Below are 25,820 nucleotides of genomic sequence, written 5' to 3'. Positions count from 1 at the left end.
CGCTCTGCCGCGTGTTCATGCCGGCGCGAACCACGGAGGTTCCGCGCGGTCGAATGCCCATTACCCAGGAAAGGTCTCATGCGCATCCTCGTCATCGAAGACAATCAGGACATCGCCGCCAACCTTGGCGACTTTCTCGAAGACCGCGGTCACACCGTGGACTTCGCCGCCGACGGCGTCACCGGCCTGCACCTGGCCGTGGTCCATGACTTCGATGCGATCGTGCTGGACCTCAACCTGCCCGGCCTCGACGGCCTGGAGGTGTGCCGCAAGCTGCGCAACGAGGCGCGCAAGCAGACGCCGGTGCTGATGCTGACCGCGCGCGACTCGCTGGAGAACAAGCTGGCCGGGTTCGATTCAGGCGCCGACGACTACCTGATCAAACCGTTCGCGCTGCAGGAAGTCGAGGTGCGCCTGAATGCGCTCTCGCGCCGCGGCCGTGGCGTGCAGACACGCGTGCTAAATGTGGCCGACCTGGAATACAACCTCGACACGCTGGAAGTGCGCCGCCAGGGCAAGCTGCTGCAGCTCAACCCCACCGCGCTGAAGATCCTGCAGGCGCTGATGGAGGCCTCGCCGGCCGTGGTGACCCGCCAGGAACTGGAGACCCGCGTATGGGGCGAGGAACTGCCGGATTCCGACAGTCTGCGCGTGCACATCCACGGTCTGCGTTCGGTGGTGGACAAGCCCTTCGACGTTCCGCTGATCCAGACGCGCCATGGCATCGGTTACCGCATCGCAGCCCCCGACAACGGCTGAGCGAGTGGCCGCGGACGAACCCGCGCCCGCGCGGCGGCGCACGCGTTTCCGCCGCCAGCTCCGCAGCCGAATCATCCTCGCCTTCGTTTTGCTGGGCTTCGGCCTGACGGGCCTGTTCGCGTGGGCGACCAACTGGACGCGCAACCGTGTGGAAAACCAGCTGGTCGAGGACGTGATGAACCGGAACATCGAGCAGGCGGCGCGCCAGTTCGAGCAGAACCCGGACGATCCGTCGTTCGCCGTCGACCAGATGCGCGGTTACGTCTACACCGCGGACAAGTTCGATTCGGTGCGCGTGAACTGGCCGGAGTGGTACGAACTGCGTGACGGCATCTACGGCATGACCGGCGTGGGGCAGGACGGCGAGCCGTTCTCGTACAAGCTGGCGGTACGCAAGACCCCGAAGGCCTGGTTCTTCCTCGCCTACGACATGTCGCAGGCATCGCGCGGCGAGGCGCAGTTCCAGCGGGCGATCTGGGCTTCGGTGTTCGTGTTCACGCTGCTGTCGCTGCTGGTCGGCTGGTGGTCGGCCTCGCGCGTGATGAGCCCGGTGTCGGAACTGGCCAACCGGCTCAAGCAGTCCGGGCGCAGTTCGGAGCCGGAGAACCTCGCCTCGCACTTCCCCGACGACGAAGTCGGCCAGCTCGCCGAGGCGCTGGACGACTACGCCGAACGCCTGACCGAAGTCGTGCAGCGCGACCGCGAGTTCAACGCCGACGTCAGCCACGAACTGCGTACGCCGCTGGCGGTGATCAAGGGCGCGGTGGAACTGCTGCTGTCGCGACCGGACGTCGACGAGAAGACGCGCAACCGCCTGCTGCGCATCCAGCGTGCAGAACAGCAGTGCACCGACCTGATCAGCGCGTTGCTGTTGTTGTCCCGCAACGAGCGCGGCCATGGTGCGACCGACGTGGCCAAGTCGGCCGAGCAGTTGCTGGACGCGCATCGGGCGCAGCTGGGCGGCAAGCCGCTGGAGCTGCGCCTGGAAGGGGGCCGTGCGCTGGTCGTCGACGCGCCGGAAGCAGCGGTATCGGTGGCGCTGGGCAACCTGATCGGCAATGCGGTGAAGTACACGACCGAGGGTGAAGTGGTCGTGCGCATCGGTCGACGCTCGGTGGACGTGGTCGACTCCGGCCCCGGGCTCAGCCCGGAGGACGCGGCCAAGCTGTTCGAACGCGGCTACCGTGGCACGCACGCCGGCCACTCGCAGGGTGGCGGCATCGGCCTGTCGATCGTGCGGCGCCTGTGCAACCTCTACGAGTGGGACGTGCAGGTGCGCCCGGGCGAACGCTGCGGCGTGGTGGCGACGTTGACGTTCGACGCTCCGTCGGTGCTGGAAAACGGGCGCGAAACGGCGCGCTGAGCCGGCGCGTCGACGTCCGAGGCGAGCGAACGCAGGAACGCGAGATCAAGCAGGTCGATCGAATTGCGGCGCAGCCGCACACGTTGCTGACGTTCTAGCGGTTTCAGGAGGCGGCTCACCACCTCGCGCGCGCTGCCGATGTCCGCGGCCAGTTGCCCGTGCGTTGCCGTGACGTGGTCGTCGATTGCGCGGGAGAGGAGGCAACGGGCGAGGCGCACGTCGACACGCTCGCTGGTGAGGCTCTCGATGCGGCCGATCAGGTCGTTGAGGTGCTGCGCGTGGTGGCGAAAGATGAAATCGCGGAACGACTCGCTCCGCATCAGGCGCAACTGGAACTCCGAAGCAGGCAGCGCAAGCGCCACGACATCGGTTTCGGCATGGCCATCCACCGGGTACGGCTCTCCTCCAAGCACGCAGGCCGTCGTGATGGCGCATGCCGCACCTGCCGAGAGGCGGTAAAGCACGACCTCATGGCCCGAGGGCGACACGCGCGTAACGCGAACGCGCCCGCGCAGCAGGATCAGCGCGCGACGACAGGAGTCGCCGACACGAAACAACACCGAGCCCGCCGGGGCGGGCACGATGTTTGTTCGCGGCAGGTTCTCGCAACCGATGTGTTTCAGCAGTTCCTGGTTCCCTTCGCCCATTGCCAACATCCGTGATGCGTCAGACTCGCATCTGCCTGTCGATCCCATCGGCGCTCGGGCAGCCCGATCCTGAGACGGATCAACTTGGCCGTGAGTAGCGGCCCCGGGTGTCTGGTACCGGGCGCCCGAGATCGATTCCTCAAGGGGTCTCGATGAAGGTCACCGAATGCGGCGAGGCGTTCCCCGTCGCCCCGTGCGGCCAGGCTTTCCGCGCCCATGAAATGCACCCCGGTTTGACTGTGCTCCCGTTCGTCGTGAAATCGATGAACTTGGGATCCAGCGCGATCGCACCGGTAAGCTTGTTGAAACGGGTCATGCAAATGGTGTTGTCGCCCACCGATCCGGATCCCGGCAGGAAGTCGGCTACGAAGTTCAGGCTATTGCCTTTGCCCCGGAACGGATCGAACGGTTCGATGCCGAACATGGTCCATGCGCCGGCGACGGCGAACCTGCGCAGATCGACGAAGTATTGCGAAACCGCGATGTAGTCCTGCGTCCGGTCGGGTACGACGATATGAGGGCCGCCCATCGTCGCGAGGTTTTCGGGCGAGTCGAGCTTCACCTTGGAAACCGGCAGCGGACAGTCCGGCGCGCCATTGTTTGGCCAGAACCTGGACACTGTCCTTTCCGTAAGCAGCGAGTCCAAGCGCGGAGGAGCCCAAGGACTAGGTCCGACTGTGGTCGGCTTTCCGCTCCCAGGCTGTGGCTTGCCGGTATTGGAAAGTAGTAGTGCCGGGGGCGCATTGCACAGCGGTTTGTGATTGCCCTTGGTGAGCAGACTGATGTCGAGCACGATTACTTCGCGGTCGTGTTCAGAAGAGTGGTCGCGGTCGTACAGCGGGCCGTTCGCATCCCGCATGCCCGGGCTGATCATCGATGCCTTGGGAATGACCAGGTGACGGTCGTCGGCGCTGACGAAGAAGTAGGACGGACCCGACCCCGGGCCGAAGTCGTAGACAAGTTGGAATTCCGGACGCGGAGCCGTGATGTCAGCGGAGTAGTAAAGCCCGCCGCCACCCATCGCGGCCACGAACATGCCGGTATGTCCGGGCAGGGTTGGTAGTCGCCATCGCCATCAACCCCTCTGGTTCCTCGTGCTGCTCGATCGCTTCCACTCGGGGGCCATCGGGCATCTGCACCACGGCGTACGGCCCGTCCCGGAGCTTGATGGTAGAAGCGCACCGTGGTGCCATGGTCGACGTGCATGTCCGTGTCCTGCGACACGGCGAGGCTGAGCGGGTCGGCGTAGTCCGATACCACTAAAATGCCCTTGCCACCGACCTTCGAAGCGTCCGACGCGCTCATGCCGCCCGCGTGGTAGTAGCCCCAGTACGGTGAGCGGGAGTTGAGGTCCGCGCGCACTCCTATGCCGTGGGGATGGGCTTCGGGACCAGTGTCGAGCGCACGGCCATCGCCCAGATACTGGCGGGCGCGGAAGCGCAGGGGAGCGATCCGTTGGCCTGCCAGGAGGCCGGTCGGGTAAAGCGCACCGGTGGGGATCGCTGCGGGATACTCGCCCACGACATTTCCGCGCGGATCGAACTCCAGCAGTCCGCCCGGCGTCTGCAGCGTCGGTGTCAGGGTGGACTGCGGGAACCTGACGGCATCCTGGGCGATGCCCGGCATACTGCTGATTGTGTACCGGCCAAGCGGGCTAAGGGCGGCGTCGTTGATGCGGCCCTTGTAGCCCATCTGGGTGACGACGATGTTTCCGTTGGGAAGCAGTAGGAAATCGTCCACCGCACTCGTCCGCCGGAGTTTTCGGCTGCCCACTGCAAGCCCGCAGATGTTGTCGGCCGGCGCGGCTCCCGACCACGTCAGCGGATTTACTTGGCTGGGAGCTGTTCCCGGCACGGGTTTAATGTGCAGTGGATCGGTGACGTCGCACGCGAAAATGTTGGAGCTGATGAGACCACCCAAGTATTTGTGGCCAGTTTTCGGCTCGGTATAGAGACGGACATTGATGTGATGTGCCTCGTTCAACGTCGAAGAAGGTAGGTTGAGCCCCCTGTCCAGCGCATCGCCCATTCCGGCGGGACTGCGGGGATCGAGTCGTCGGGCGAGGTTGTCCACGACGTTCTCGGTTTCGGCCAGCAGGTGCTGGCCGAAGATCGCGGGCATGAGTGCGGAGTTGACGACCGTGCCGTAGGTTCTGGATCCGGGCGTCGCGTCCACGACGGCGAGGAAGTCGGGCTCACCGTAGACGCCGTTGTCGAGCACTTGGTCGCCGCTCCAGACCAGGAGGTATTTCCTTGCGTCCGCGGTGGTTGCCGTCAATGAGCCGGCGATGGCCAGGCACAGCGCCACGCGCCGTGCCTTGTTAGTGATGTTCATGACAGGTCCTAACAGAAGTGCAGACTCCCTGCACCGATGAAATGCCGCGAGCCGTGGATGTGCGTGGCGCGATCAGGACTTGCAGGAACCGCGCGGGCAGGTGCGCAGGCCGACCAGCTGATACAGCGGACACCAGCTGATCAGGGCGGTGAGCAGCGGGACCAGGCCGATCCATCCCCAGGGCGTCCTGGGGCCGACGAAAACCAGTGCGATGAGGACGATGCCGATCAGCACGCGGATCGTGCGATCCGCAGCTCCGATGTTGCGATTGAACATGCCTGTTTCCCTGCCTTTGCGCGATGGCCCGCGGAATGCGGGCGTTCGGGACGCAAGATAGGCAGGCCAGCCAAGCGGTTCAGTGACTTTGTCACCGTCATTGAAGCGTGCCGCGCGGACAGCGGCACGCATGACGCACGTTGCGACGCCAGCGCGAGCGGCAATGTCAGGCCGGCTGCAAGGTCAGAGCGGCTCCAGCCAGCCGTGCTTGTCCGGCGTGCGGCCTTCGAACAGGCCGAAGAACAGGTCCTGGATGCGGCGCGTCACCGGGCCCGCCTTGCCGGCGCCGATCTGGCGGCCATCGACCGAGCGGATCGGCGTGATCTCGGCGGCGGTGCCGCACATGAAGAGTTCATCGCACAGGTACAGGTATTCGCGCGGGAGGTCGCGTTCGATCACGTCGATGCCGGCTTCGCGCGCCAGCGTGATGATGGTGTTGCGGGTGATGCCGTTGAGCAGCGCGGCGCTGACCGGCGTGGTGTGCAGCGCGCCGTCGAATACCAGGAACAGGTTTTCGCCTGCGCCTTCGGACAGCAACCCCGTGGACGCCAGTGCGATGCCTTCGCCGAAGCCCAGGCGGCGCGCCTCGCGCGCGACCAACTGGCCGCTGAGGTAGTTGCCGCCGGCCTTGGCGCCGGCCGGGATGGTATTGGGCGCAAACCGCTGCCAGCTGGACACGCACGCATCGATGCCCTGTTCCAGCACGCTTGCGCCGAGGTACTGGCCCATCTTCCAGGTCGCCACGGCGACGTCGGTGGGCGTGTCGGCCGACAGGCCGAAGCCACCCAGGCCGCGATACGCCACCGGGCGCAGGTAGTCGGTGGTGTTCTCGTTGGCGCGGATGACTTCGCGGCAGGCCTCGTTGATCTGCTCCAGCGAGTACGGCATCGCCATGTCGTAGATCCGCGCCGACGCGAACAGGCGGCGGTTATGGTCCGTCAGGCGGAAGATCACCGGCCCGTTGGGGGTCTGGTAGCAGCGGATTCCCTCGAATACCGACGAGCCGTAATGCAGCGCATGCGACATCACGTGGGTGGTGGCTTCGGCCCAGCGCTTGATCGCGCCGTTGTGCCAGATCCAATCGGGGTATTGCATCGCCGGCTTCCGTCAGGAGGAAACGGCTATTGTGCCTCGCGCAGGTATCCGGTCCCAAATGCGGCAGGCGGCATGGTCCGGGTCTAGCCCTTGATCCACCAGCAGCCGAAGTGCTTCTGCAGGCCGAAGACTGTGCGTGCCGGCGTGACACCGTTGGCCAGCGTCTGTTCGATCCGCAGGGCGACCGGTTGCTGCCGCCGGGTTGGGGGCGCCGATTCGGCAGGTTCCGGCAGCGAAAGAGAGGCGTTCCCCGGAGTCTCGAACGAGGCATCGGACGAAGCGGCGATATCGGACTGCGGGTCTGTCACCGGTTCAGGCTCGGGCATCACCGGAACGATGTCGACCAGCGGCCGCTGCACCAATGTGTCCAGACGCGCCATCACGTCGTAAGCCGATGTGCCGGACATTCCGGTCCAGTGATAGACGCCTGCCAGGCGGTTGGCGTCGTGCGTGTCGAACGCGCTGGTCATTTCGAACACCAGGTCGTCGATGTTGCGCGCGCAGCCGCTGCGCCTGGCCTGCGTAGCCGCAGCCACGGGTTGTCGCGGCTGGACCTGTTCGACGCCACCCATGGCCGCGCATTCGCGGTCGGTGAAGATGTGCTGCCCGTCCGGCGTGACGCAATGGCGCACCTGCGCGGTGACCGGCAACGACCACGCGAGGAGCGCGATCAACGACAGGAGGGGAAGTGTTCGCGGCGACAACGGCATCGGCGCAGCCTAACCATCGCGTCATGCGCCGGACAGTGCCGCCGTCGCACTCTGCACTGGCGGACTGTCCATGACGCGACGCCGGTATCAGAACCTCACGAAGTAGCAGCCTGCATATCGTTCGACTCCGAGTTCGAGCACGCGCTGCGGCTGCGCGAACGTGAGCTGCATCGCGCCACTGCCCGTGCCGGCCAGGCTGCCGGGCCAGAAGCTCGCGTCGACCAGCGATTGCCGTGACAGTTGCTGCAGTCGCCGCATGACCTCATGCGCCTGACGGTGCCGCAGGCCGGGCCAGTGGAAGCTTTCTGCGATGCGGTTGATGTCACCCATCGCGAACGATCCCAGCAGGTCCATCGTCAGCTGCCGCGGATTGCGCGCGCAGCCGTACTGCGGCGCGCGTCGTACTGCCGCGATGCGATTGCGCAGCGACGTTGAGTCCATCGACGGCGTCATTGGGTCCATGGCCAGGCGACTGACCAGTTCGGCGGACATCGGAGCCGGTCGCGCATCCAGCGACGCGCAGGCTGCGTCGGTGTAGACAGACATGCCGTCCGACGTCTGGCAGCGGTGGATGGCACCGCCTGCCTGCGCGGGGGCGACCGCGCACAACGCCAGCATCAGGCTCCATGCCGCCCAAAAACGCGGCGTGTTCATGCTTCGGCCCGGGAGGAGCGGGAGCGGTCATCGTCTCCCCCGGACCGTCAATGAGGCGTGTGAGAACGCCTTTTTCAGCCCAGCCGCGAAAGAACGTTCAGCGTCGGCTTGGTCAGGTTCAGGGTGTAGAAGTGCAGGCCGGGCGCGCCGCCTTCGACGAGCCGGCGGCACATGTCCGCGACCAGGTCGGCGGCGAATTCGCGGATCGACTCGACGTCATCGCCGAACGCCTGCATGCGCTTGCCGATCCAGCGCGGGATCTCCGCGCCGCATGCATCGGAGAAACGCCGCAGTTGCGAGAAATTGGAGATGGGCATGATGCCCGGCACGATCGGTACGTTCACGCCCAGCCGACGCGCGTCGTCGACGAAGCGGAAGTACGCATCGGCGTTGTAGAAGTACTGCGTGATCGCGCCGTCGGCACCGGCGTCGATCTTGGCCTTGAAGTGGCGCAGGTCGGTCAGCGCGTCGTCGGATTGCGGATGGCACTCCGGGTAGCAGCCGACTTCAATGTGGAAGTAGCCGTCGTGCTCGCGCCGGATGAATTCCACCAGTTCCGACGCGTAGCGGAAATCGCCGGTGTGGCCCATGCCGGACGGAAGGTCGCCGCGCAGCGCGACGATGCGGCGGCAGCCCAGCGTCTTGTAGCGCCGGATCAACTCGCCCAGCTCCTCGCGCGTGCCGCCGACGCAGGACAGATGCGGCGCCGCGTCCAGCCCGTGTTCGCTGTGCAGGCGCTCGACCGTTTCCGGCGTGTAGCTCAACGTCGAGCCGCCTGCGCCGAATGTGCACGACACGTACTCGGGATTGAGCGACTTCAGCCGCGCCGCCGTCTTGTCCAGCTGCGCGCGCTGCTCGTCGGTCTTGGGCGGGTAGAACTCGAAGCTGACGGAGGTGGTCGCCATGCCGGGGCCATCGGGTTGGGTGGCGGGTAGTCTATCGCTTCATCGCGATGAATTGAAATTCGGCCGTGTCGGCTGTCTCCGTGCAGCTTCTGCGGTCAATCAGGCCGGGGGGCGGGATGGCGCTTGCATCACGCCCCTAAAGAGTTCGCCAAACCTGCCGATGTATCCTAGGAATTGTCCGGCATTGGGGGCGGCGGCCGTCGGTTCCGGCCGCAGGGGGCATCGACAACCCGGACGTGGTCTTCACAGGGAAAGGCGAAGTGGAACAGGGGAAAAGGACGCGGCTGCACAAGCCGCTAGCGGGATGGTTCGTGCTGTGCGGTCTGTTCGCGCCGGTCGGCCTGGTGCTGGCGCAGGGGCTCGATACGGCGACGCAGGAACTGCTGCGCCAGCAGGAGCGTGAACGCGCGCTGCGGGAGCAGCAGGAGACGCGTCCCGACGTGCGCATGCAGGAGGGGGAGGCGCTGCGCGCCGACCGCCTGCCCGCCGACGAATCGCCGTGCTTCGAGATCCGCCAGATACAACTGACGGGCGAGGAGGCCGAGCGCTTCCATTGGGCGTTGCGGGCCGCAGATCCCGACGAGGATCCGGCGACCGGACGTTGCCTCGGCACGCAGGGTGTCAACGTGGTGATGAAGCGCGTGCAGAACGCCATCGTCGCGCGCGGTTTCGTCACCACCCGAGTGCTGGCCGCGCCACAGGATCTCAACACCGGCGTGCTCACGCTCACGCTCGTGCCCGGGCGGATCCGCGCGGTCCGCTTCGCCGACGGCGATGCGCGGGCGGCCGCGTGGAATGCGGTGCCGGCGCGACGCGGCGATCTGCTCAACCTGCGCGACATCGAACAGGCGCTGGAGAACTTCAAGCGCGTGCCGACGGTGGAGGCCGACATCCAGATCGCTCCCGCCGCCGACGCCGATGCGCAGCCGGGCGAGAGCGATCTGGTAATCGTGTGGAAGCAGCGCGCACCGTTCCGCATCGGCCTGACACTGGACGATTCCGGCAGCGAAGGCACCGGAAAAATGCAGGCCGGCGCGACGCTGTCGCTCGACAATACGCTGCGCTGGAACGACTTCTTCTACGTCAACGTCGGCCACGACGCGTTCAACGGCGCGGGCAAGGGCACGTCCAGCTGGACCGCGCATTACGACGTTCCGTTCGGCTACTGGCTGGTCGGCGCCACGGCCAGCAGCTACGACTACCACCAGAACGTGGCCGGCGCGTTCGAGACCTACACCTACAGCGGCACCAGCGAGAACGCCGAGTTGCGCTTGTCGCGGCTGCTGTTCCGCAATGCCACCGTCAAGACCGGTGCCTATGCGCGTGGCTGGTGGCGCGAATCGAAGAACTACGTCGACGACACCGAAGTGGAAGTGCAGCGCCGCCGCATGGCCGGTTGGGAGCTGGGCGTCACGCATCGCCAGTTCTTCGGCCAGGCGACGCTGGATGCGAGCGTCGCGTACCGCCGCGGTACCGGTGCGTTTGGCGCGTTGCCGGCGCCGGAAGAAGCGTTCGGTGAAGGCACGTCGCGCTCGAAGGTTATCACCGCCGATGCGCAGATCGCAGTTCCATTCCAGATCGGCGAGCAACGCCTGCGGTACACCGGAAGTTGGCGCGCGCAGTGGGAGCGCACGCCGCTGGTGCCGCAGGACCGCTTCTCCATCGGCGGCCGCTACACCGTGCGTGGTTTCGACGGCGAACTCACGCTGGCCGGCGAACGCGGCTGGACCGTGCGCAACGATGTAGGCCTGACGCTCGGCGCGGGGCAGGAGCTGTACGTGGGCGCCGACTACGGCCACGCCGGCGGACCGTCCACGCGATGGCTGCAGGGCCAGGAACTCGCCGGCGCGGTCGTCGGGCTGCGCGGCGGTGCGCATCGCCTGTACTGGGATGTGTTCGTCGGCGCGGCAATCGACCGACCGTCGGGATTCCAGACCGATTACACCACCACTGGCTTCAGCCTGAGCTGGTCGTACTGACCGACGGATGCGCAGGCCGCGTCCGTGTCCATTCGTGCAATGTAGGGAAGCAGTCGCATGAACAAGCATCTGTATCGCATCGTCTTCAACCGCGCGCTCGGCGTGCTGCAGGTCGTCGCGGAAATCGTCCGCAGACCCGGCGCTGGCGGGCCCGCACAGACAGGCGCGACAACGGCCACTCTGCGTCCGGTGAGCTTCGCGCTATGGATGGCGCTGGGCTACGTGACGCTGGTGCAGGATGTTTCCGCGCAGGTGGTGGCCGATCCCAGCGCGCCGGGCAACCAGCGTCCGACCGTCATCACCGCCCCCAGCGGCGCGCCGCTGGTCAACATCACGACGCCCAGCGCGGCGGGTGTGTCGCGTAACACGTACCGGCAGTTCGATGTCGGCGCGCAGGGCGTCATCCTCAACAACTCCCGCAGCGGCGCACAGACACAGCTGGGTGGACCCGTGCAGGGCAATCCGTGGCTGGCCGGAGGCACCGCGCGGGTGATCCTCAACGAGGTCAACAGCGCCAATCCCAGCCATCTCAACGGTTACGTCGAAGTAGCCGGTGACCGCGCGCACGTCGTGATCGCCAATCCGGCCGGCATCCAGGTCAACGGCGGTGGGTTCCTCAATGCCAGCCGCGCGACGCTGACCACCGGCACGCCGATCGTCAACGGTGGTGTGCTCGAAGGCTATCGCGTGCAGGGCGGTGCGATCCGCGTGGACGGCGCCGGCCTGGACGCGACGCAGACCGACTACACCGATCTCATCGCGCGTTCGATGGAGGTCAACGCAGGTATCTGGGCCAGGCAGTTGCAGTCGACGCTGGGCGCCAACACGGTCACCGCCGAGCAGACCGCGATCACGCGCGACACGAGTGCAACCACGGCGCCGTCGTTCGCGCTCGACGTGAGCCACCTCGGCGGCATGTACGCCAACAAGATCATGCTGGTGGGTACGGAGAACGGCGTCGGCGTGCGCAACGCCGGCGAAATCGGCGCGCAGGCTGGCGAGCTGGTGGTCAACGTCGATGGCCGCCTGGAGAACATCGGTGCGATCCAGTCGAAGTCGGATGCGCGCATCGACACCACCGGCGGCGTCGCCAATGCCGGCACGCTCAGCGCAGCGCGCGAGTTGACCCTGCGCACCGACGCCGACCTCGACAACAGCGGCGGCACGCTGAACGCACGCCGTGTCGCTGTCGACGCGCAGGCGTTGCGCAATCGCGACGGTTCGATCGAGCAGACCGGCCTGCAGGCGCTGGCGCTGAAGGCCGACACCATCACCAATCGTGCGGGCGGTCGCATCGGCATCGCCGACAGCGACGGCGACGGCGGCAGCAGCGGTGGGGGCAGCGGAAGCGGTTCGGGCGGCAGTGGCAGCACCGGTGGTGGCTCGACCGGCGGAAGCGGAGGCGGCGATGCGGGAAGTGGCGGCGGTCTTCCCGATCTCACGCCGTTGGCCGACGGCACGCTGAACATCGCCGGCACGCTGGACAACGACGGCGGCCGGATCAACGCCGGCGGCAACGTGAGCGTCGACATCGCGTCGGCTCTGCACAACGACGGCGGGCATCTCGGCCTGCGTCAACTCACGGTCGCGCGGGGCGAACTCACCAACGCGGGCGGCGAACTGAGCGTGTCGGGCGCGGTGGACGTGCTCGCCGATCGCATCGTCAACGACGGCGGTCGCTTCGAGGTTGCGGGCGATCTCGATCTGGGCGCGGCTCAGCTCTCCAATCGCGCGGGCCTCATCAGCCACAGCGGCCAGGGCGATGCATCGCTGCGCGTAGACGGCACCTTCGACAACTCGGGTGGCACCCTCGCCAGCAATGGTGTGCGGCTGGATATCGAAGGCGGAGTCGTCGTCAACGAGGACGGCCGCATCGAACATGCCGGAACCGGCGGACTTCGCCTGGGCGCCGACACGCTGCTCGGCGCGGGCGGTGCGATCGTCACCGCAGGTGCGGCCGCGCTGAACGTGGGTGACGCGGATCATCGCGACGCCACGCTTGCCGCCATGCAGATCGCGCTCGACGCCGCCGGCTTCGACAACCGTGGCGGCACGCTGCTCGCCAGCGGTACGAGCGCCAGCGCGTTGCACGTGTCCGGCGTTCTCGACAACGGCGGCGGCACCATCACCGGCAATGGCGATCTGGCGCTGTCGGCGGGAACCTTCGGCAATGTTGCCGGCACCTTGCAGCACGCAGGCAGCGGCAAACTGACCGTGCAGGCACAGACCTTGGACGGCGCGGGCGGTACCATCGCCGGCAACGGCGCGCTGCGGCTGTCGGGCGAGGCGATCGATCTGCGCGACGGCGCCACGCAGGCACAGGCGGTCGCTATTGACGCTGGTACGCTGGTCACCGCCGGGGGCGAACTGATCTCGACCGGCAACACTGCGCTGTCGCTCGACGTTCGCGACTCGCTGGACAACACCGCAGGCCGCATCGCCACCAATGGCGCGCTGCAACTCTCAGCGGGCGCGCTGGGCAATCGGGGTGGCACGCTGAGCGCGGCAGGCATCGCGACGTCGGGCATTGTTGTGAGCGGCACATTCGACAACGCCGATGGCACGCTTGCGATGGCGGGCGATGCCGTGCTCCGCGCCGGCGACCTGCTCAATCGCGGCGGCATCGTGCAATCCCAACAGGCGTTGACCATCGATGCCGCGGGACGCCTCGACAACGGCGCGCAGGGCGTGCTGATGGCGAACGGCGACCTCGCGCTGGCCGCGCAGTTGCTCGACAACACCGGCGGCGCGATCGAGCATGCGGGTTCCGGTGCGCTGTCCATCGACGCCGATACGCTGGAAGGCCTGGGCGGGCGCATCGCCAGCAACGGCACCCTGACCATAACCGGCGAGCGTACGCAGCTGCGCGACGCCACCACGTTCGCCCGCTCGGTGACCATCGATACCGGCGATCTCATCACCGCAGGCGGCACGCTCAGCGCACTGGATGCGGGCGCTATGTCGCTGCGTGCGGATGGCACGCTCGACAACACCGCCGGTGCAATCCTCAGCAACGGTGCGCTGCAACTCGACGCCGCGGAACTGGTCAACACGGACGGCACGCTAAGCGCGTCCGGCGACGATGAAAGCCGGCTGGACGTGTCCGGCCGCCTCGACAACACGCGCGGGCTGATCGCCACCGACGCGGTGCTCGCGATCACCGCCGACGAGCTGGTCAACCGCGATACGCGCGTCGCCGATCCGGATGCGGCGCCCAGGGGTATCCTCGCCGGAACGCTCGGCGTCGAAGCGCGTCACGTCGACAACACCGGCGGACAGATCGCCGCGAACACCACGCTAGCCTTGAGTGCCGAGCGTCTCGACAACGCGAACGGCATGCTGCGCGCCGTGCAATCCATGGCGATGCAGGCCGCGACGCTCGACGGCGCGGGCGGCAGCATCGCCAGCAATGGCGCGCTGCAGCTGTCGGGAGAATCGCTGAACCTGCGCGACGGCAGCACGACGGCCAACCGCATCGACATCGACGCCGGCTCGCTCGTCACCGCAGGCGGCCAGCTCAGCGCTGCCGGCACCGACGCGCTCGAGCTGGACGTGCGCGACACGCTCGACAACCGCGGCGGCGTCATCGCCACCAATGGCGTCATCGATCTGGCCGCCGGCGCTTTGAACAACATCGACGGCACGTTGCGCGCGGCGGGTGCGGGATCAAGCGTCTGGAACGTCACCGGGACGCTCGACAACACGCGCGGCGTGCTGGCGGCAGCCGGCGACGCGGCCGTCCACGCGGTCGATCTGATCAACATCGGCGGTACGCTCCAGGCCGCCGGCGGCGCGCCGTTGAAGGTCACCGCCAATGGGCAGCTGGTCAACGACGGCGGCACCATCGCCGCCAATGGCGCGATCGAACTCCAGGCCGGATCGCTGAGCAACCGCGCCGGCCTGGTGCAGACGCAACAGGATGTCGACGTTGAAATCACCGGTGCGTTCGACAACTCGCAAGGCACCGTCGTCGCCGGTGGCGACCTTGGCGTGCGTGCGGGCAGCCTGCTCAATCGCGACACGCTGGACCCCGCGAACATCGACGCGTCTGCACAGCGCGGTCTGTTCGGCGATCGCGTCGTCCTGCAGGCGCAGCAGATGGACAACACGCGTGGTCAGATCGTGGCGCGCGATGCCCTGTCGATCGGCGGCGGCACGCTGACCAACGCCACCGGACGCATCGACGGCGTGGGCAATGTCGATGTGGTCGTCGATGCACTGGTCAACACCGACGGCGAACTCGTGCAGCGTGGCGAAAGCGGAACGCTGACGCTCGACGTCGCGCAGTCGCTGGCGAATACCGCCGGCGGCCTGATCGGTGCAGAAGGCAGCGCACGGGTGACCGGCGGCTCGATCGACAACAGTGCCGGCACGCTGTTCGCCCGCAAGGGTCTGCAAGTGCAATCCGATGCCGACCTGCGCAACGTGGCCGGCGTCGTTCGCAGCAGCGCGGACCTGTCGATCGGTGCGGGCGGGCGGCTCGACAACACCGGTGGCGTCATCGACGCCACCGGCCGTGCGACGCTGAATGCCGCGCGCGTGGACAACGTGCGCGGACAGATCCTCGCCAGTGCCACCGATGCCGTTGCGCTGACCGTTTCCGCGTCCGCCCTCGACAACCGCGGCGGCACGGTGGGCACGCGCGACGGCGACGCCGCGCTGAACGTCGCCACCATCGACAACGGTGCGGGCGGCACGCTGGTGAGCCGGCGCGACCTGACGGTGAACGCGACGACGCTCGACAACCGCAACGGCACGGTCTTCGCCAACCGTGAGGCGCGCTTCCAGAATGGCGCAGGGACCCTGCTCAATGCGGCCGGACAGTTCGGTGCGGGCGACACCGTCCGGCTGAACCTCGCGTCCATCGGCAACGGAAGTGGCGGGCGCATCCAGGCCGGCACGCTCTGGCTGAGCATGCCGACCCTGGACACCAGTGGCGGCGAGATCGCGGCGAACGCGCTGCACCTCCAAGTCGGTAACCTCACCGGCATGGGTCGCGTCTACGGCTCGCAATGGCTGGACATCGATTTCACCGGCGATTTCACGTACGGCAACAGCCTGCGCCTTGAGAGCGATCGCCTGCTGGACCTGAGCGTCGCAGGCACTTTCACCAATCTGGGCACGCTGCAGACGCCGGGCGAACTGGCGATCAGCGCCGGCAACCTGATCAACCAGGGAACCATCAACGCCAGCAACGCCGCCGGTTCCGCGATCAACCGCATCACTGTTGGCGGCGTCATCGACAACCGCACGGGTGCAAGCCTGGAAGGCGACACGCTGTCGCTGATCGCGGGCGGCGTGGTCAACACCGGCGACATCGTCGGCGACGTGGTCGGCATCCAGGCCAACACACTCGTGAACGGGCGCGATCTGGGCACGCAGCGGGCCGCACGCGATTACGGCGAAGGCTTCATCGGCGCCGCGGTGGACCTGGACCTGCGTATCGGCCAGTCGCTCCGCAACCTCGATGGCGAGATTTTCAGCGCGGGCGATCTGTCGATCACCGGCCGCGGCGGCGACGGCACGCGCGTCGGCCAGGTGGACAACATTTCGGGCCGCATTCAAGCCGAAGGCGACGTCTACATTGCCGCGAACGCGATCCGCAACGAGCGTCGCGTGTTGCAGTTCGTGCAGGGCACGCTGTCCCCTGAGCAGCAGGCGGCGATGACGCTGTCGAACTACGGCACCGATGCGGTCACCTACGGCCAGACCCGCCAGCAACTGCTCGCCGACCATTGCACCGGCGGATGCTTCGTGTTCCAGATCGACTCGTATGTCGAGAGCATGACGCCGACGACCGGGCTGTTCGTGAACACCAACACCGTGACCGCGGCGGCGCAGATCGCATCCGGCGGAAACATGACGCTGGAAGCCGGTTCGATCCTGAACCGGTATTCCTCCATCGCGGCCGGTTGGAACCTCTGGATCAATGGAGCCTCGCAGTCGGGCGCCAGCGGCGAAGGCGCGGGCGGCGTGAGCAACATCAGCCTGTCCGGCGAACAGGTGTACCAGGTGACGGGTTACTACGAGATGCAGTACCAGCGCTGCACCAGCCCGACCGGCCAGTGTTATTACGAGCCGAACTTCGACTACGGCTCGTACAACTACGGCACGATCACCCAGACCGTCACGCCCGCCGAAGGTCGCGCGACGATTACCGCAGGCAACGCGCTGGTCATCGAGACCGGTGGCGACCTCACCAATGCGGTGGTCGGCGCCGGCGCCGGACTGGGCGGATTGAACGCAGGGTCGATCAATGGGCCGGGAAGCGTCGGGCTCGGGGGTTCCAGCGGCCGCACCGCGTCGGGCACGTCCGCCATCGGCGGTGCGAACGGCCGCCAGGTGCAGGCCATGCGCGGAACGCAGCTCGCCCTGCAGGACCAGATCGAAAGCGCGGACAACCCGGCCAACGCCGCGCCGCAGACCGTCGGTTCCGCCGACCGTCCGCTGCCGGGGCTGGTGCCTTCCGACAACGGCATGTTCGACGTCAGCGCCGATCCGGACGCGCGCTTCCTGATGACCACCGCGCCGCGCTTCGCATCGAAGGGAGAGTGGACGAGTTCGGACTACCTGCTCGACGCGCTGCGCACCGATCCGGATGTCATCGGCAAGCGCGTGGGCGATGGCTACTACGAACAGCGCCTGGTGCTCGACCAGATCATGGCGTTGACTGGGCGTCGTTCGTTGAACGGGCTGGATGACGCGTTCACACAGTACCGCTCGCTCATGGACGGCGCGGCGACGCAGGCGGAACGGCTCGGCCTCGCGCTGGGCGTGCCGCTGACCAACACGCAGATCGCCGCGCTCGATCAGGACATCGTCTGGCTGGTCGAACAGATCGTCGACGGCCAGAAGGTGCTGGTGCCGGTGGTCTACCTGTCGAAGGCCACCGCCGAACGGCTGCGCGCGAATGGCGCGCTGATCGCCGGTGGTTCCGTCGATGTCGAAGCGGGCGGCAAGATCGACAACAGCGGCACGTTCTCGGCGGACATGGGCACCTGGCTCAGCGCCGACACGCTGATCAACGACGGCGCGATCCGCGGCGGCGACGTGCTCGACATCGCCACCCGCGGCGACACGATTAACCGCGGCTCCATGAGCGGCCGCACGATCGTCGTCGATGCCGGCGGCGATGTGGTCAACGAGCAGGTCAACGGCGGCCTGGCGTGGCGCGGCGGCACCATCGCCGCGGGCGAAGGCGGCCTGCAGGTTTCGGCCGCGCGCGACGTGGTCAACCAGGGCACGCTGTCGAGCGGGGGCAATGCGATCGTGGCAGCCGGCCGCGACTTTGTGCAAAAGGCAGCCGATGCCGCCGGTGCCGTGCGCGGACCGGTGGCAGCGATCACGAGCACCGGCAGTACATCGATCACGGCAGGAAACGACGTCGTGATCGACCGCAGTTCGGTGAAAGCCGGCGGTCACGCCGTCGTCGATGCGGGCCGCGACGCGAAGTTCATCGCGTCCGAGGTCAGCGCCGGCGGCAGCATCGCCGTCACCGCCGGCCGCGATGTCGTCAGCGAATCGGTCACCGACACGGTGTCCGGCACGTACGACACGTACAGCCGCCAAGGCAAGAAGCGCACGTGGACGACGACCACCTTCAGTAACGAAACCGTCACCGGCAGCACCTTTGACGCCGGCGGCGACATCGCGATGGTGGCCGACCGCGACATCACGCTGGAAGCCGCGACGGTTCGCAGCGAGGAGGGCGGAATCGCGCTGGCCGCGGGGCGCGACCTCACGCTGGAATCGGCGTACGAAACCGACCACACCGTCACCGACAGCATCAGCAAGAAGCGCAACACACTGTCGAAGACCACCACGCGCACGCACAGCGAGGTGACGGATACGACGGCGATCGGCACCACGCTGTCGGGCGAACGCGTAGACCTGTCGGCCGGCAGTGACCTCACCCTGCGCGGCGCCGTCGTGGCGGGCGACAAGGGCGTAAGCCTCGTCGCCGGCGACGACATCGTCATCGAGACTGCCGTCAACACGCACACCGAATCCAGCACGACCGACAAGAAGAAATCCGGCGCATTCGGTAACGGCGGCATCGGTTTCACCATCGGCAGCCAGAAGACTGGCAACACGCTGGAGCTGAAGGAAACCACGCACTCGGGCAGCCTCATCGGCAGCAGCGAAGGGCGCGTGGACATCGTCGCCGGCAAGGACGTGGCGATCCGCGGCTCGGACGTGTTGTCGGGCACCGGCACGCTGATCAGCGGCGAGAACGTGACGATCGAGCACGTCGAGAACACGCTCGATGTCACCCAGGGGCAATACGCGAAGCAGGGCGGGTTGAACGTCAGCCTGAAGGGCGGCGTTGCCGACGTCGCGATGACGGTCTACGACAGCAGCAAGCGCGCGGGCGAAGTGGAGGACGATCGCCTCAAGGGGTTGTATGCGGCGAAGGCGGGGCAGGCGTTGTTCTCGGATGCGGCGGGAAGCAACGGCAGGGACGGCATAGAGCAGATCAAGGGATTAGACGATCTCAACCCGCAAATCGTCACCGGGGCGGATGGCAAGAAGACGGTCGAGGGCACCGGTGGCATGAGCCTGCGCATAGGTATCGGCGCGAGTTCCAGCAAGAGCAGCGTCGAGACCCACGAAACCACGGTGCAGGGCAGCAACATCCGCAGCAACGGCAACGTTGCCATCATCGCGCGCGAAGGCGATCTCACCGTGAGCGGCAGCCGGGTCGAAGGCGAGAACGTCGCGCTTGCGGCCAAGAACGATATCGTCCTGCAAAGCGCGCAGGAATCCACCGAGCAGCGCGAACGCAGCAAGGCCTCGAGCGGAGAAATCGGCATCACGCTGGGCACCGAGGCCGGCATCGGCGTGTACGTCAGCGCGAGCGCAGCACGCGGGAAAGGCGATGGCGCAGGCATCAGCCACGCCGAGACCGTCATCCAGGGCAACCAGAGCGTCAGATTCGTCAGCGGCAACGACACCACGCTGGAAGGCGCGCAGATCATCGGTGACCGCGTCATCGGCCAGGTCGGCGGCGATCTCACGGTGCGCAGCCAGCAGGACATCGACGACTACAAGCGCAAGGACCAGAGCGCCGGAGTCGACGTCGCGGTCGGCATCGGCGGCGGTTCTGTCGCCGTCAACTACGCGCAGAGCAAGATCGACAGCGACTACACCAGCGTGCGCGAACAGTCAGGCATCCAGGCCGGCAGTGGCGGATTCCAGATCGATGTGCAGGGCCACACGCAGCTGGATGGGGGCGCGATCGCCAGCACCGCCGAACCGTCGAAGAATTACTTCAGCACGGGAAGCCTGGGCTACACCGATCTGAAGAACGAGGCGGAGTACAAAGCCACCAGTGTCAGCGTCAGTGCGAGCGGTGGCTCGGACGGCGGCAGCGTCAGTGGCAGCTTTAGCCAGTCGAGCGACAAGGCCAGCAGCGTCACCAAGGCAGGCATCGCCGACGGCACGCTGATCGTCGGTGATGGCAGCGGGACGGACATTGTGCGCGGCGTGAGTGAATTGCAGCAGGATGGCTTGAAAAGCATCTTCGACGAGCAGAAGGTCGCCGAGCAGATGGAGATCGCGCAGGTGGCCGGGCAGGTCGGCATGACGGCGGCTGGTGATCTTGCCAAGCAGATGGGCTGGGAGGAGGGGAGCAAGGAGAAGGTGATCCTCCACGGCGCCGTGGGTGCTGGCATCGCGGCTCTCTCGGGAGGCAATGTTCTGGAAGGCATGGCAGGGGCTGCGGTGAACCAGCTGATCACCGACAACCTGCAGGACTATCTACGGAACGAAGCCAATATCGATCCCGATTCGCCGGAAGGGAAGATGTTGATGCAGTTGGCGAGCATCGCCGTTGGCGCTGCGGTAGGCGGGGGCAGTGGCGCCACCACGGCGTTGGCGGGGGAGGTTTACAACCGCCAGCTGCATCCGGATGAGAAGAAGCTGATCCAGGATGAGCTCGCGGAGAAGTACGCGAAGCTGCACAACCTCACGGTTGAACAAGCACAAGAGGTCCTCGAAGCCCAGTTGCTGCGGATCGTGGATGCAACAGAAGCCGCAAGGGGCGGATGGGATGAAGCTGCCAGCACTTATCTCAAGGGATATTCGGCGAGTCTGGGCAATCCGACGGTAGGCAAGGATCAGTGGGGAAACAATGTGCCGCTCTTCGGCTACTCCGCTGGATACCAGCGGCAGGACAGCACGATCTTCAGCCCCAATCCACAGCTGACCAATCCTCCGAGCTTGGGCTTCGGTGCGATGGGCGATTACATTCTGGGCCTTGCCTCAGGGCCAGGCACAACGCTTGGTAACGCCCTCAATGTACTCGCGCATCCATTAGACACATTCGGCGACGCTTGGAACGGCTTGAAAGGCCTTCTCGGCGACCCGGTAGGCACCGGGCAATCCATTCAGGAGAGCATGCGGCCGATCGCCAACGCAGGTCAGCAGGGCAATCTCCTCCCGCCGGGTGAATGGTACGGAGAGCAAATGTCCACCTCCGCCCTTGGCGTTACGACCACTGTGATCGGCGGAAAGGCGTTCCAGTGGGCAAATGGGAAGTGGGTCGAAGCCGGCGTACCAAATCCATCCCCGCCGATCGTCAGTGCGGTTGCGGACGGCGAGGCGGGTACGTCAGTCCCTTCGACCTATGCTCCCCACAAATCCGCACCAAAGCCAGCACAGAAATTCACGCCGCCGACAAATCCGCCACAGCCACCCCCGGCGGGCGTCCCAGACGGTTGGGCCGTGCGAGTAATGCCTCCGACTTCGCAGTATCCTGACGGCTACTGGATACTGCAGAAGCCGATGCCGCAAGGTGGCTGGCAGCGAATAAATCCATCTACTATGAAGCCAGGTCCGCACAAAGATACGCATGTGCCGCTGCCGCCTGGATGGAAGAAATAAACATGTACAAGTTGCCGGACGATTTCGACGTTATGACCTTAAAAGGGTTGACCCTTGAGTCCGTCGCTTACGCACATTTCCAAGTCAATCTGTACTTTACTGGCGGCATCTGGATACAGATCGAAAGCGGATATCTACTGGAAAAGGGCGGCGTGTCGCTAGAAGAGGTTCATGGCTTTCCGATCATGAAGTCGATGCTCATGGCTTTGGTCGGAATGCCAGTTAGCTCTGCATATGCAGACGAATCTTCGGCGCTATCTCTGGAGCTGGAAGATTGGCGCTTGACGATAAATTCACAGAACGAAGGATTTGAGGCGTACTGCATATTTGATGGGAGGCGGGAAATCTTCATCTAGAGCTGGGCGAACCGAGGTTTTGAGTGAACGGCCTTGGACAAGCGATCTAGCTGGGAGGAAGCGGAAGAGATTCTTCGTATGAGTGGGTACAACGGATTCCTAAGCGGTGACGGCAGCACCGTCACGTTTGCCAAAGGCGACATCACATTAATTTCGGTCGTTCCTGAGAATCAACCGCCGCGGAGTATCGACTGGTGGAAGGAAGGGACGAAGATGGGCGAAATTCAGCTGTTGCGGCCAGGTAGTGCTTATTTTGCCTGCTGTCGACCGTAACTGGTTGCGCCGTGCTCTGGGCCGAAATTCAAGTGTTCAGTTCGGTACGGGCGCTCATATGAAAGCTGGAGGAAAGGACCACATGCACGGAGCGTTTAGCCGTATCCGGAAGATGACAATAGCCATCTTCGCCATAGGTACGAGCAGCCTGCTGACCGGCTGCTTCGTGAAGAGCACCATTAAAAGCGAACTATCGTCCTACGCCGAGCCCACCATCGGCGACCTCGCTCACATCCGCCTGATCGGTTCGCGCAACGTCAAGGTGTATCCCGAAAGCACCTGCGTGAGTTACGAAGTGCCCGGCAGTGGCTATCCGGCCGGGCCGCAGATGGGCGGGCAGCGCAAGCGCGATCTCGGCATGCCGAAGGCGGCTGTGATGCCGAAGCACTACGTCGAGATCGCCGCGAGCGCGGGCCAGCCCATTTCGGCGGCGTTCTCGTTCTATCGCGAATCGTCCATGCCCGGCATCCCGGGCACTGGCGCGCCGGGTAAGCGCAGTTCGGCCAGTTGTTACGCCGCCAGCAGTTTCGTTCCGCAAGTCGGTCGGAACTACGAGATGGTCAGCGTCTGGACACAAGGCGACTGCGCCGTGCAGGTGTATGAACTTGTGCAAGGGGCGAACGGGCTGCAGCGATCTGCCGTGGTCAGCCAGCCTGCCGGCAGCTGCCCTGCCACCAACCTGCCTTCATCCTGAATCGGCAGTTGCGGCGCACGGGCAATCTTGCGCCTACGACACCCCGCCAGCCCGGCTCGGCACCGCCGTGCTGCGTTCCTCGAAGCGCGGCAGGTGGTCGCCGATCTCGAACCAGGGGATGCGCGAGCGTGTCCACACGTGGTCGTCGATGCGTATGCGTTCGGGCTGATCCAGGCTGCCGACGCAGACCTGCACGCGGTCGGCGAGAACCTGCTCGCGCATGCCGAGGGTGCTGCCGCAGGTGGGGCAGAATCCGCGCTCGGCGAAGGGTGAGGAGCGGTACCACGTCGGTGGCGCTGTCAGCCATTCGAACGCATCGGCGGGAAAGTGCACGAACGCCAGCGCCGGTGCGCCGGAATGACGGCGGCACATCGCGCAGTGGCAGATGACGCCGCGCAGCGGAGCTGCGCTGGCTCGGTAACGGACGGCGCCGCAGAGGCAGCCGCCTTCGAAGGTGGTATCGCGTTCCACTAGTACGTCTCCGGTAACGTCACGATCCGCTCGTCTGCGGATAGTGGTGCGTGGCGGTACTGAGCGGTTCCCATGCAAGGCGATGGTCGATCCAGGTTTCCTTCGTCGGTGGGTAGTCTTCGGGCGCGTCCAGCGTCGCGGTTGTGATGTCGAGCGTGCCGGAGTCGGCCACGTTGCGATAGCTCAGTGGCGTGCCGCAGCGGCCGCAGAACGTGCGCACCACGTCGGGCGAGGAACAGAACTGCGCGGGCGTGCCCTGGGTATACGCAAAATGGTCGAGGTGGAAGGTCGACCACGCCACCGAGGGCGCACCGCTGGCGCGCCGGCAGGTACGGCAATGACAGATGCTTCGCGAGACCGGTCGTGCGGTGGCGCGGTAGCGGATGGCGCCGCACAGGCAGCCGCCTTCGATGGAAACGCTCACGTGTGCCTCCGCCGCGATGCGGCTGCGGACCCGCGCGTATACCTACGGCAACGGCCGTGTGCGGTGCGTGTTCGCCGGACGGCGCCTCAAGCGGCGTCGAACAACTGCTGCAGCACGGCCTCGCCATAGCGGTCGAGCTTGCTGGCGCCGATGCCGGGCACGCGTGCCAGCTCGTCCAGGTCGTCGGGCGCGGCCTGCGCGATCGCGCGCAGCGTGCTGTCGTGGAAGATCACGTACGCGGGCACGTTCTGCTCGCGCGCTGTGGCCGTTCGCCACTCGCGCAACGCATCGAAGCGCAGCTGCGAATCCGGATCCAGGTCGATCATCGGCGCGGTGGTACCGCCTCGCGACTTGCGGCCACGTGACGGCTTGGGCGCCTCGTGACGGAACCGCAGCTCGCGTTCGCCTTTCAACACGGGGCCACTGGCCGCGGTCAGGCGCAGTGCGCCGTGATGATCGATGTCGGCTTCCAGCAGCCCGGCGGCGACCAGCTGTCGGAACACGCCGCGCCATTGGCGTTCGTCCAGGTCGCTGCCGATACCCCAGGTGCTGAGGCGTTCATGGCCCCATTGCTGGACCTTGTCGGTATTCACGCCGCGCAGCACGTCGATGATGTGACCGGCGCCGAATCGCTGCCCGGTGCGATACACGCACGAAAGCGCCTTGCGGGCGGCCTCCGTGCCGTCCCAGCTGCGCGGCGGTTCCAGGCAGTTGTCGCAGTTGCCGCATGCGCCACCGTGCGCTTCGCCGAACCAGCCCAGCAGTCCTTGCCGGCGGCACTGGGTGGACTCGCAATAGCCCAGCAGCGCATCGAGCTTGCGCAACTCCAGGCGCTTGCGCTCCTCGCCGGCTTCACCCTGCTGGATCAGCTGGCGCAGGTTGACGACATCGCCCAGTCCGTAGCTCAGCCAGACTTCCGCGGCTTCCCCGTCTCGGCCAGCGCGGCCGGTCTCCTGGTAATAACCCTCGATCGACTTGGGCAGGTCCACGTGCGCGACGAACCGCACGTCGGGTTTGTCGATGCCCATGCCGAAGGCGATGGTCGCCACCATCACCACGCCGTCCTGCTGCAGGAACTTTCGTTGGTTGCCGGCGCGCAGTTGCGCGTCCATGCCCGCGTGGTAGGGCAGGGCGTTCACGCCCGCGGCCTGCAACTGCTCGGCCACGGTTTCCACGCGCTTGCGCGAGAACGCGTAGACGATGCCGCTCTCGCCGCGATGGCCCTCGAGGAAGTCGAGCAACTGCCGCACGCCGCCGCCGTCCTTGTGCACCACGCGGTAGCGCAGGTTGGGGCGGTCGAACGAGCTGACGAACTGGCGCGCGTCCTCCAGCTTGAGCCGCTCGGCGATCTCGCGTCGCGTGGGCGCATCCGCGGTGGCGGTCAGCGCGATGCGCGGGATGTCCGGCCAGCGCTCGTGAAGCACGGTGAGCTGGCGGTACTCGGGACGGAAATCGTGGCCCCACTGCGAAACGCAATGCGCCTCGTCGATGGCGAACAGCGCGATCGGCGCGCGCTCCAGCAAGGACAGGAAGCGCGCGGTGAGCAGGCGCTCGGGCGCGACGTAGAGCAGGTCCAGCTCGCTGGCGAGCAACTGGCGTTCCACGTCGCTGGCCTGTGAGGCGTCGAGCGTGGAATTGAGGTAGGCCGCGCGCACGCCCAACTGACGCAAGCCTTCGACCTGATCCTGCATCAGCGCGATCAGCGGCGAGACCACCAGGCCGCAGCCTTCGCGCAGCAGCGCCGGCAACTGGTAGCACAGCGACTTGCCGCCGCCGGTGGGCATGAGCACCAGCGCATCGCCGCCGCCCGCGACGTGCTCGACGATCTGCGCCTGTTCGCCGCGGAAGCCAGGGTGGCCGAACACGCGGCGCAGCAGATCGAGGGCGGAATCGGACATGCGGGCATTTTAGCCCGCGCGGGCGATGCCGGCCTGACCGCGCGGCACGATCATGCGAGCCATTCGCCGAGCCGAAAGCGCAGAAGCCCGGGAAATCC

General features: G+C 66.3%; 17 protein-coding genes. 6 read left to right on the top strand and 11 right to left on the bottom strand.

The genetic code is table 11. The annotated features are described in order from the left end of the window. Positions 1 to 78 precede the first annotated feature (78 nt). Positions 79 to 759, top strand: coding sequence for a response regulator transcription factor (locus tag VFE83_RS08475; RefSeq protein ID WP_324905031.1), 681 nt, complete (start codon positions 79 to 81; stop codon positions 757 to 759). Then, the gene (locus VFE83_RS08470; RefSeq protein ID WP_324905029.1) at positions 719 to 2,122 is read left to right on the top strand and encodes a HAMP domain-containing sensor histidine kinase; all 1,404 of its coding nucleotides are present in this window, start codon (positions 719 to 721) and stop codon (positions 2,120 to 2,122) included. The genes VFE83_RS08475 and VFE83_RS08470 overlap by 41 nt, the downstream gene beginning before the upstream one ends. Here the strand turns inward: VFE83_RS08470 and VFE83_RS08465 are convergent. The 8 genes from VFE83_RS08465 to metF form a co-directional block, all read right to left on the bottom strand. Next, complete coding sequence (locus VFE83_RS08465; protein WP_324905027.1) at positions 2,014 to 2,769, bottom strand: Crp/Fnr family transcriptional regulator; 756 nt, start codon at positions 2,767 to 2,769, stop codon at positions 2,014 to 2,016. The genes VFE83_RS08470 and VFE83_RS08465 overlap by 109 nt on opposite strands. Positions 2,770 to 2,908: 139 nt before the next feature. Further along, positions 2,909 to 3,643 (bottom strand): hypothetical protein, encoded by a 735-nt coding sequence (locus VFE83_RS08460; RefSeq protein WP_324905025.1) that lies wholly within the window; start codon positions 3,641 to 3,643, stop codon positions 2,909 to 2,911. Next, complete coding sequence (locus VFE83_RS08455) at positions 3,640 to 5,103, bottom strand: hypothetical protein (protein ID WP_324905023.1); 1,464 nt, start codon at positions 5,101 to 5,103, stop codon at positions 3,640 to 3,642. The genes VFE83_RS08460 and VFE83_RS08455 overlap by 4 nt, the downstream gene beginning before the upstream one ends. A gap of 72 nt (positions 5,104 to 5,175) precedes the next feature. Further along, positions 5,176 to 5,379: a DUF2892 domain-containing protein gene (locus tag VFE83_RS08450; protein WP_324905021.1), complete on the bottom strand. Its 204-nt coding sequence runs from the start codon at positions 5,377 to 5,379 to the stop codon at positions 5,176 to 5,178. 183 nt (positions 5,380 to 5,562) lie between these two features. Continuing rightward, positions 5,563 to 6,474, bottom strand: a complete 912-nt coding sequence (locus tag VFE83_RS08445) for a branched-chain amino acid transaminase (protein ID WP_324905019.1) — start codon at positions 6,472 to 6,474, stop codon at positions 5,563 to 5,565. An 83-nt stretch (positions 6,475 to 6,557) separates the two neighbouring features. Beyond that, on the bottom strand, positions 6,558 to 7,148 hold the full coding sequence (locus VFE83_RS08440) for a hypothetical protein (RefSeq protein WP_324905017.1): 591 nt from the start codon (positions 7,146 to 7,148) through the stop codon (positions 6,558 to 6,560). A gap of 123 nt (positions 7,149 to 7,271) precedes the next feature. Beyond that, positions 7,272 to 7,838, bottom strand: a complete 567-nt coding sequence (locus tag VFE83_RS08435) for a hypothetical protein (protein WP_324905015.1) — start codon at positions 7,836 to 7,838, stop codon at positions 7,272 to 7,274. Positions 7,839 to 7,912: 74 nt separating this feature from the next. Next, complete coding sequence (gene metF, locus VFE83_RS08430; RefSeq protein WP_324905013.1) at positions 7,913 to 8,743, bottom strand: methylenetetrahydrofolate reductase [NAD(P)H]; 831 nt, start codon at positions 8,741 to 8,743, stop codon at positions 7,913 to 7,915. Between the two features lie 314 nt (positions 8,744 to 9,057). On the opposite strand from metF, the gene VFE83_RS08425 reads away from it, so the two are divergent. The 4 genes from VFE83_RS08425 to VFE83_RS08410 all read left to right on the top strand — a co-directional run bounded on the left by VFE83_RS08425 (position 9,058) and on the right by VFE83_RS08410 (position 22,929). Beyond that, positions 9,058 to 10,722, top strand: a complete 1,665-nt coding sequence (locus VFE83_RS08425; protein WP_324905206.1) for a ShlB/FhaC/HecB family hemolysin secretion/activation protein — start codon at positions 9,058 to 9,060, stop codon at positions 10,720 to 10,722. Between the two features lie 57 nt (positions 10,723 to 10,779). Further along, on the top strand, positions 10,780 to 21,606 hold the full coding sequence (locus VFE83_RS08420) for a hemagglutinin repeat-containing protein (RefSeq protein ID WP_324905012.1): 10,827 nt from the start codon (positions 10,780 to 10,782) through the stop codon (positions 21,604 to 21,606). Between the two features lie 2 nt (positions 21,607 to 21,608). Then, a complete protein-coding gene (locus VFE83_RS08415; RefSeq protein ID WP_324905010.1) occupies positions 21,609 to 21,962 on the top strand; it encodes a hypothetical protein in 354 nt (117 codons plus the stop codon). A gap of 331 nt (positions 21,963 to 22,293) precedes the next feature. Continuing rightward, the gene (locus VFE83_RS08410) at positions 22,294 to 22,929 is read left to right on the top strand and encodes a hypothetical protein (protein ID WP_324905008.1); all 636 of its coding nucleotides are present in this window, start codon (positions 22,294 to 22,296) and stop codon (positions 22,927 to 22,929) included. Positions 22,930 to 22,962: 33 nt separating this feature from the next. On the opposite strand, the gene VFE83_RS08405 is transcribed toward VFE83_RS08410, so the two are convergent. The 3 genes from VFE83_RS08405 to recQ all read right to left on the bottom strand — a co-directional run bounded on the left by VFE83_RS08405 (position 22,963) and on the right by recQ (position 25,722). Then, positions 22,963 to 23,400: a GFA family protein gene (locus VFE83_RS08405; protein ID WP_324905006.1), complete on the bottom strand. Its 438-nt coding sequence runs from the start codon at positions 23,398 to 23,400 to the stop codon at positions 22,963 to 22,965. A gap of 19 nt (positions 23,401 to 23,419) precedes the next feature. Next, on the bottom strand, positions 23,420 to 23,824 hold the full coding sequence (locus tag VFE83_RS08400) for a GFA family protein (RefSeq protein WP_324905004.1): 405 nt from the start codon (positions 23,822 to 23,824) through the stop codon (positions 23,420 to 23,422). An 86-nt stretch (positions 23,825 to 23,910) separates the two neighbouring features. Continuing rightward, positions 23,911 to 25,722: a DNA helicase RecQ gene (gene recQ, locus VFE83_RS08395; RefSeq protein WP_324905002.1), complete on the bottom strand. Its 1,812-nt coding sequence runs from the start codon at positions 25,720 to 25,722 to the stop codon at positions 23,911 to 23,913. Positions 25,723 to 25,820 lie beyond the last annotated feature (98 nt).

The organism is Lysobacter sp. (assembly GCF_035655815.1).
Classification (GTDB): domain Bacteria; phylum Pseudomonadota; class Gammaproteobacteria; order Xanthomonadales; family Xanthomonadaceae; genus Lysobacter_J.
The sequence above is the reverse complement of the archived record's forward strand: the minus strand, read 5'-3'. Positions and strand labels throughout refer to the sequence as shown.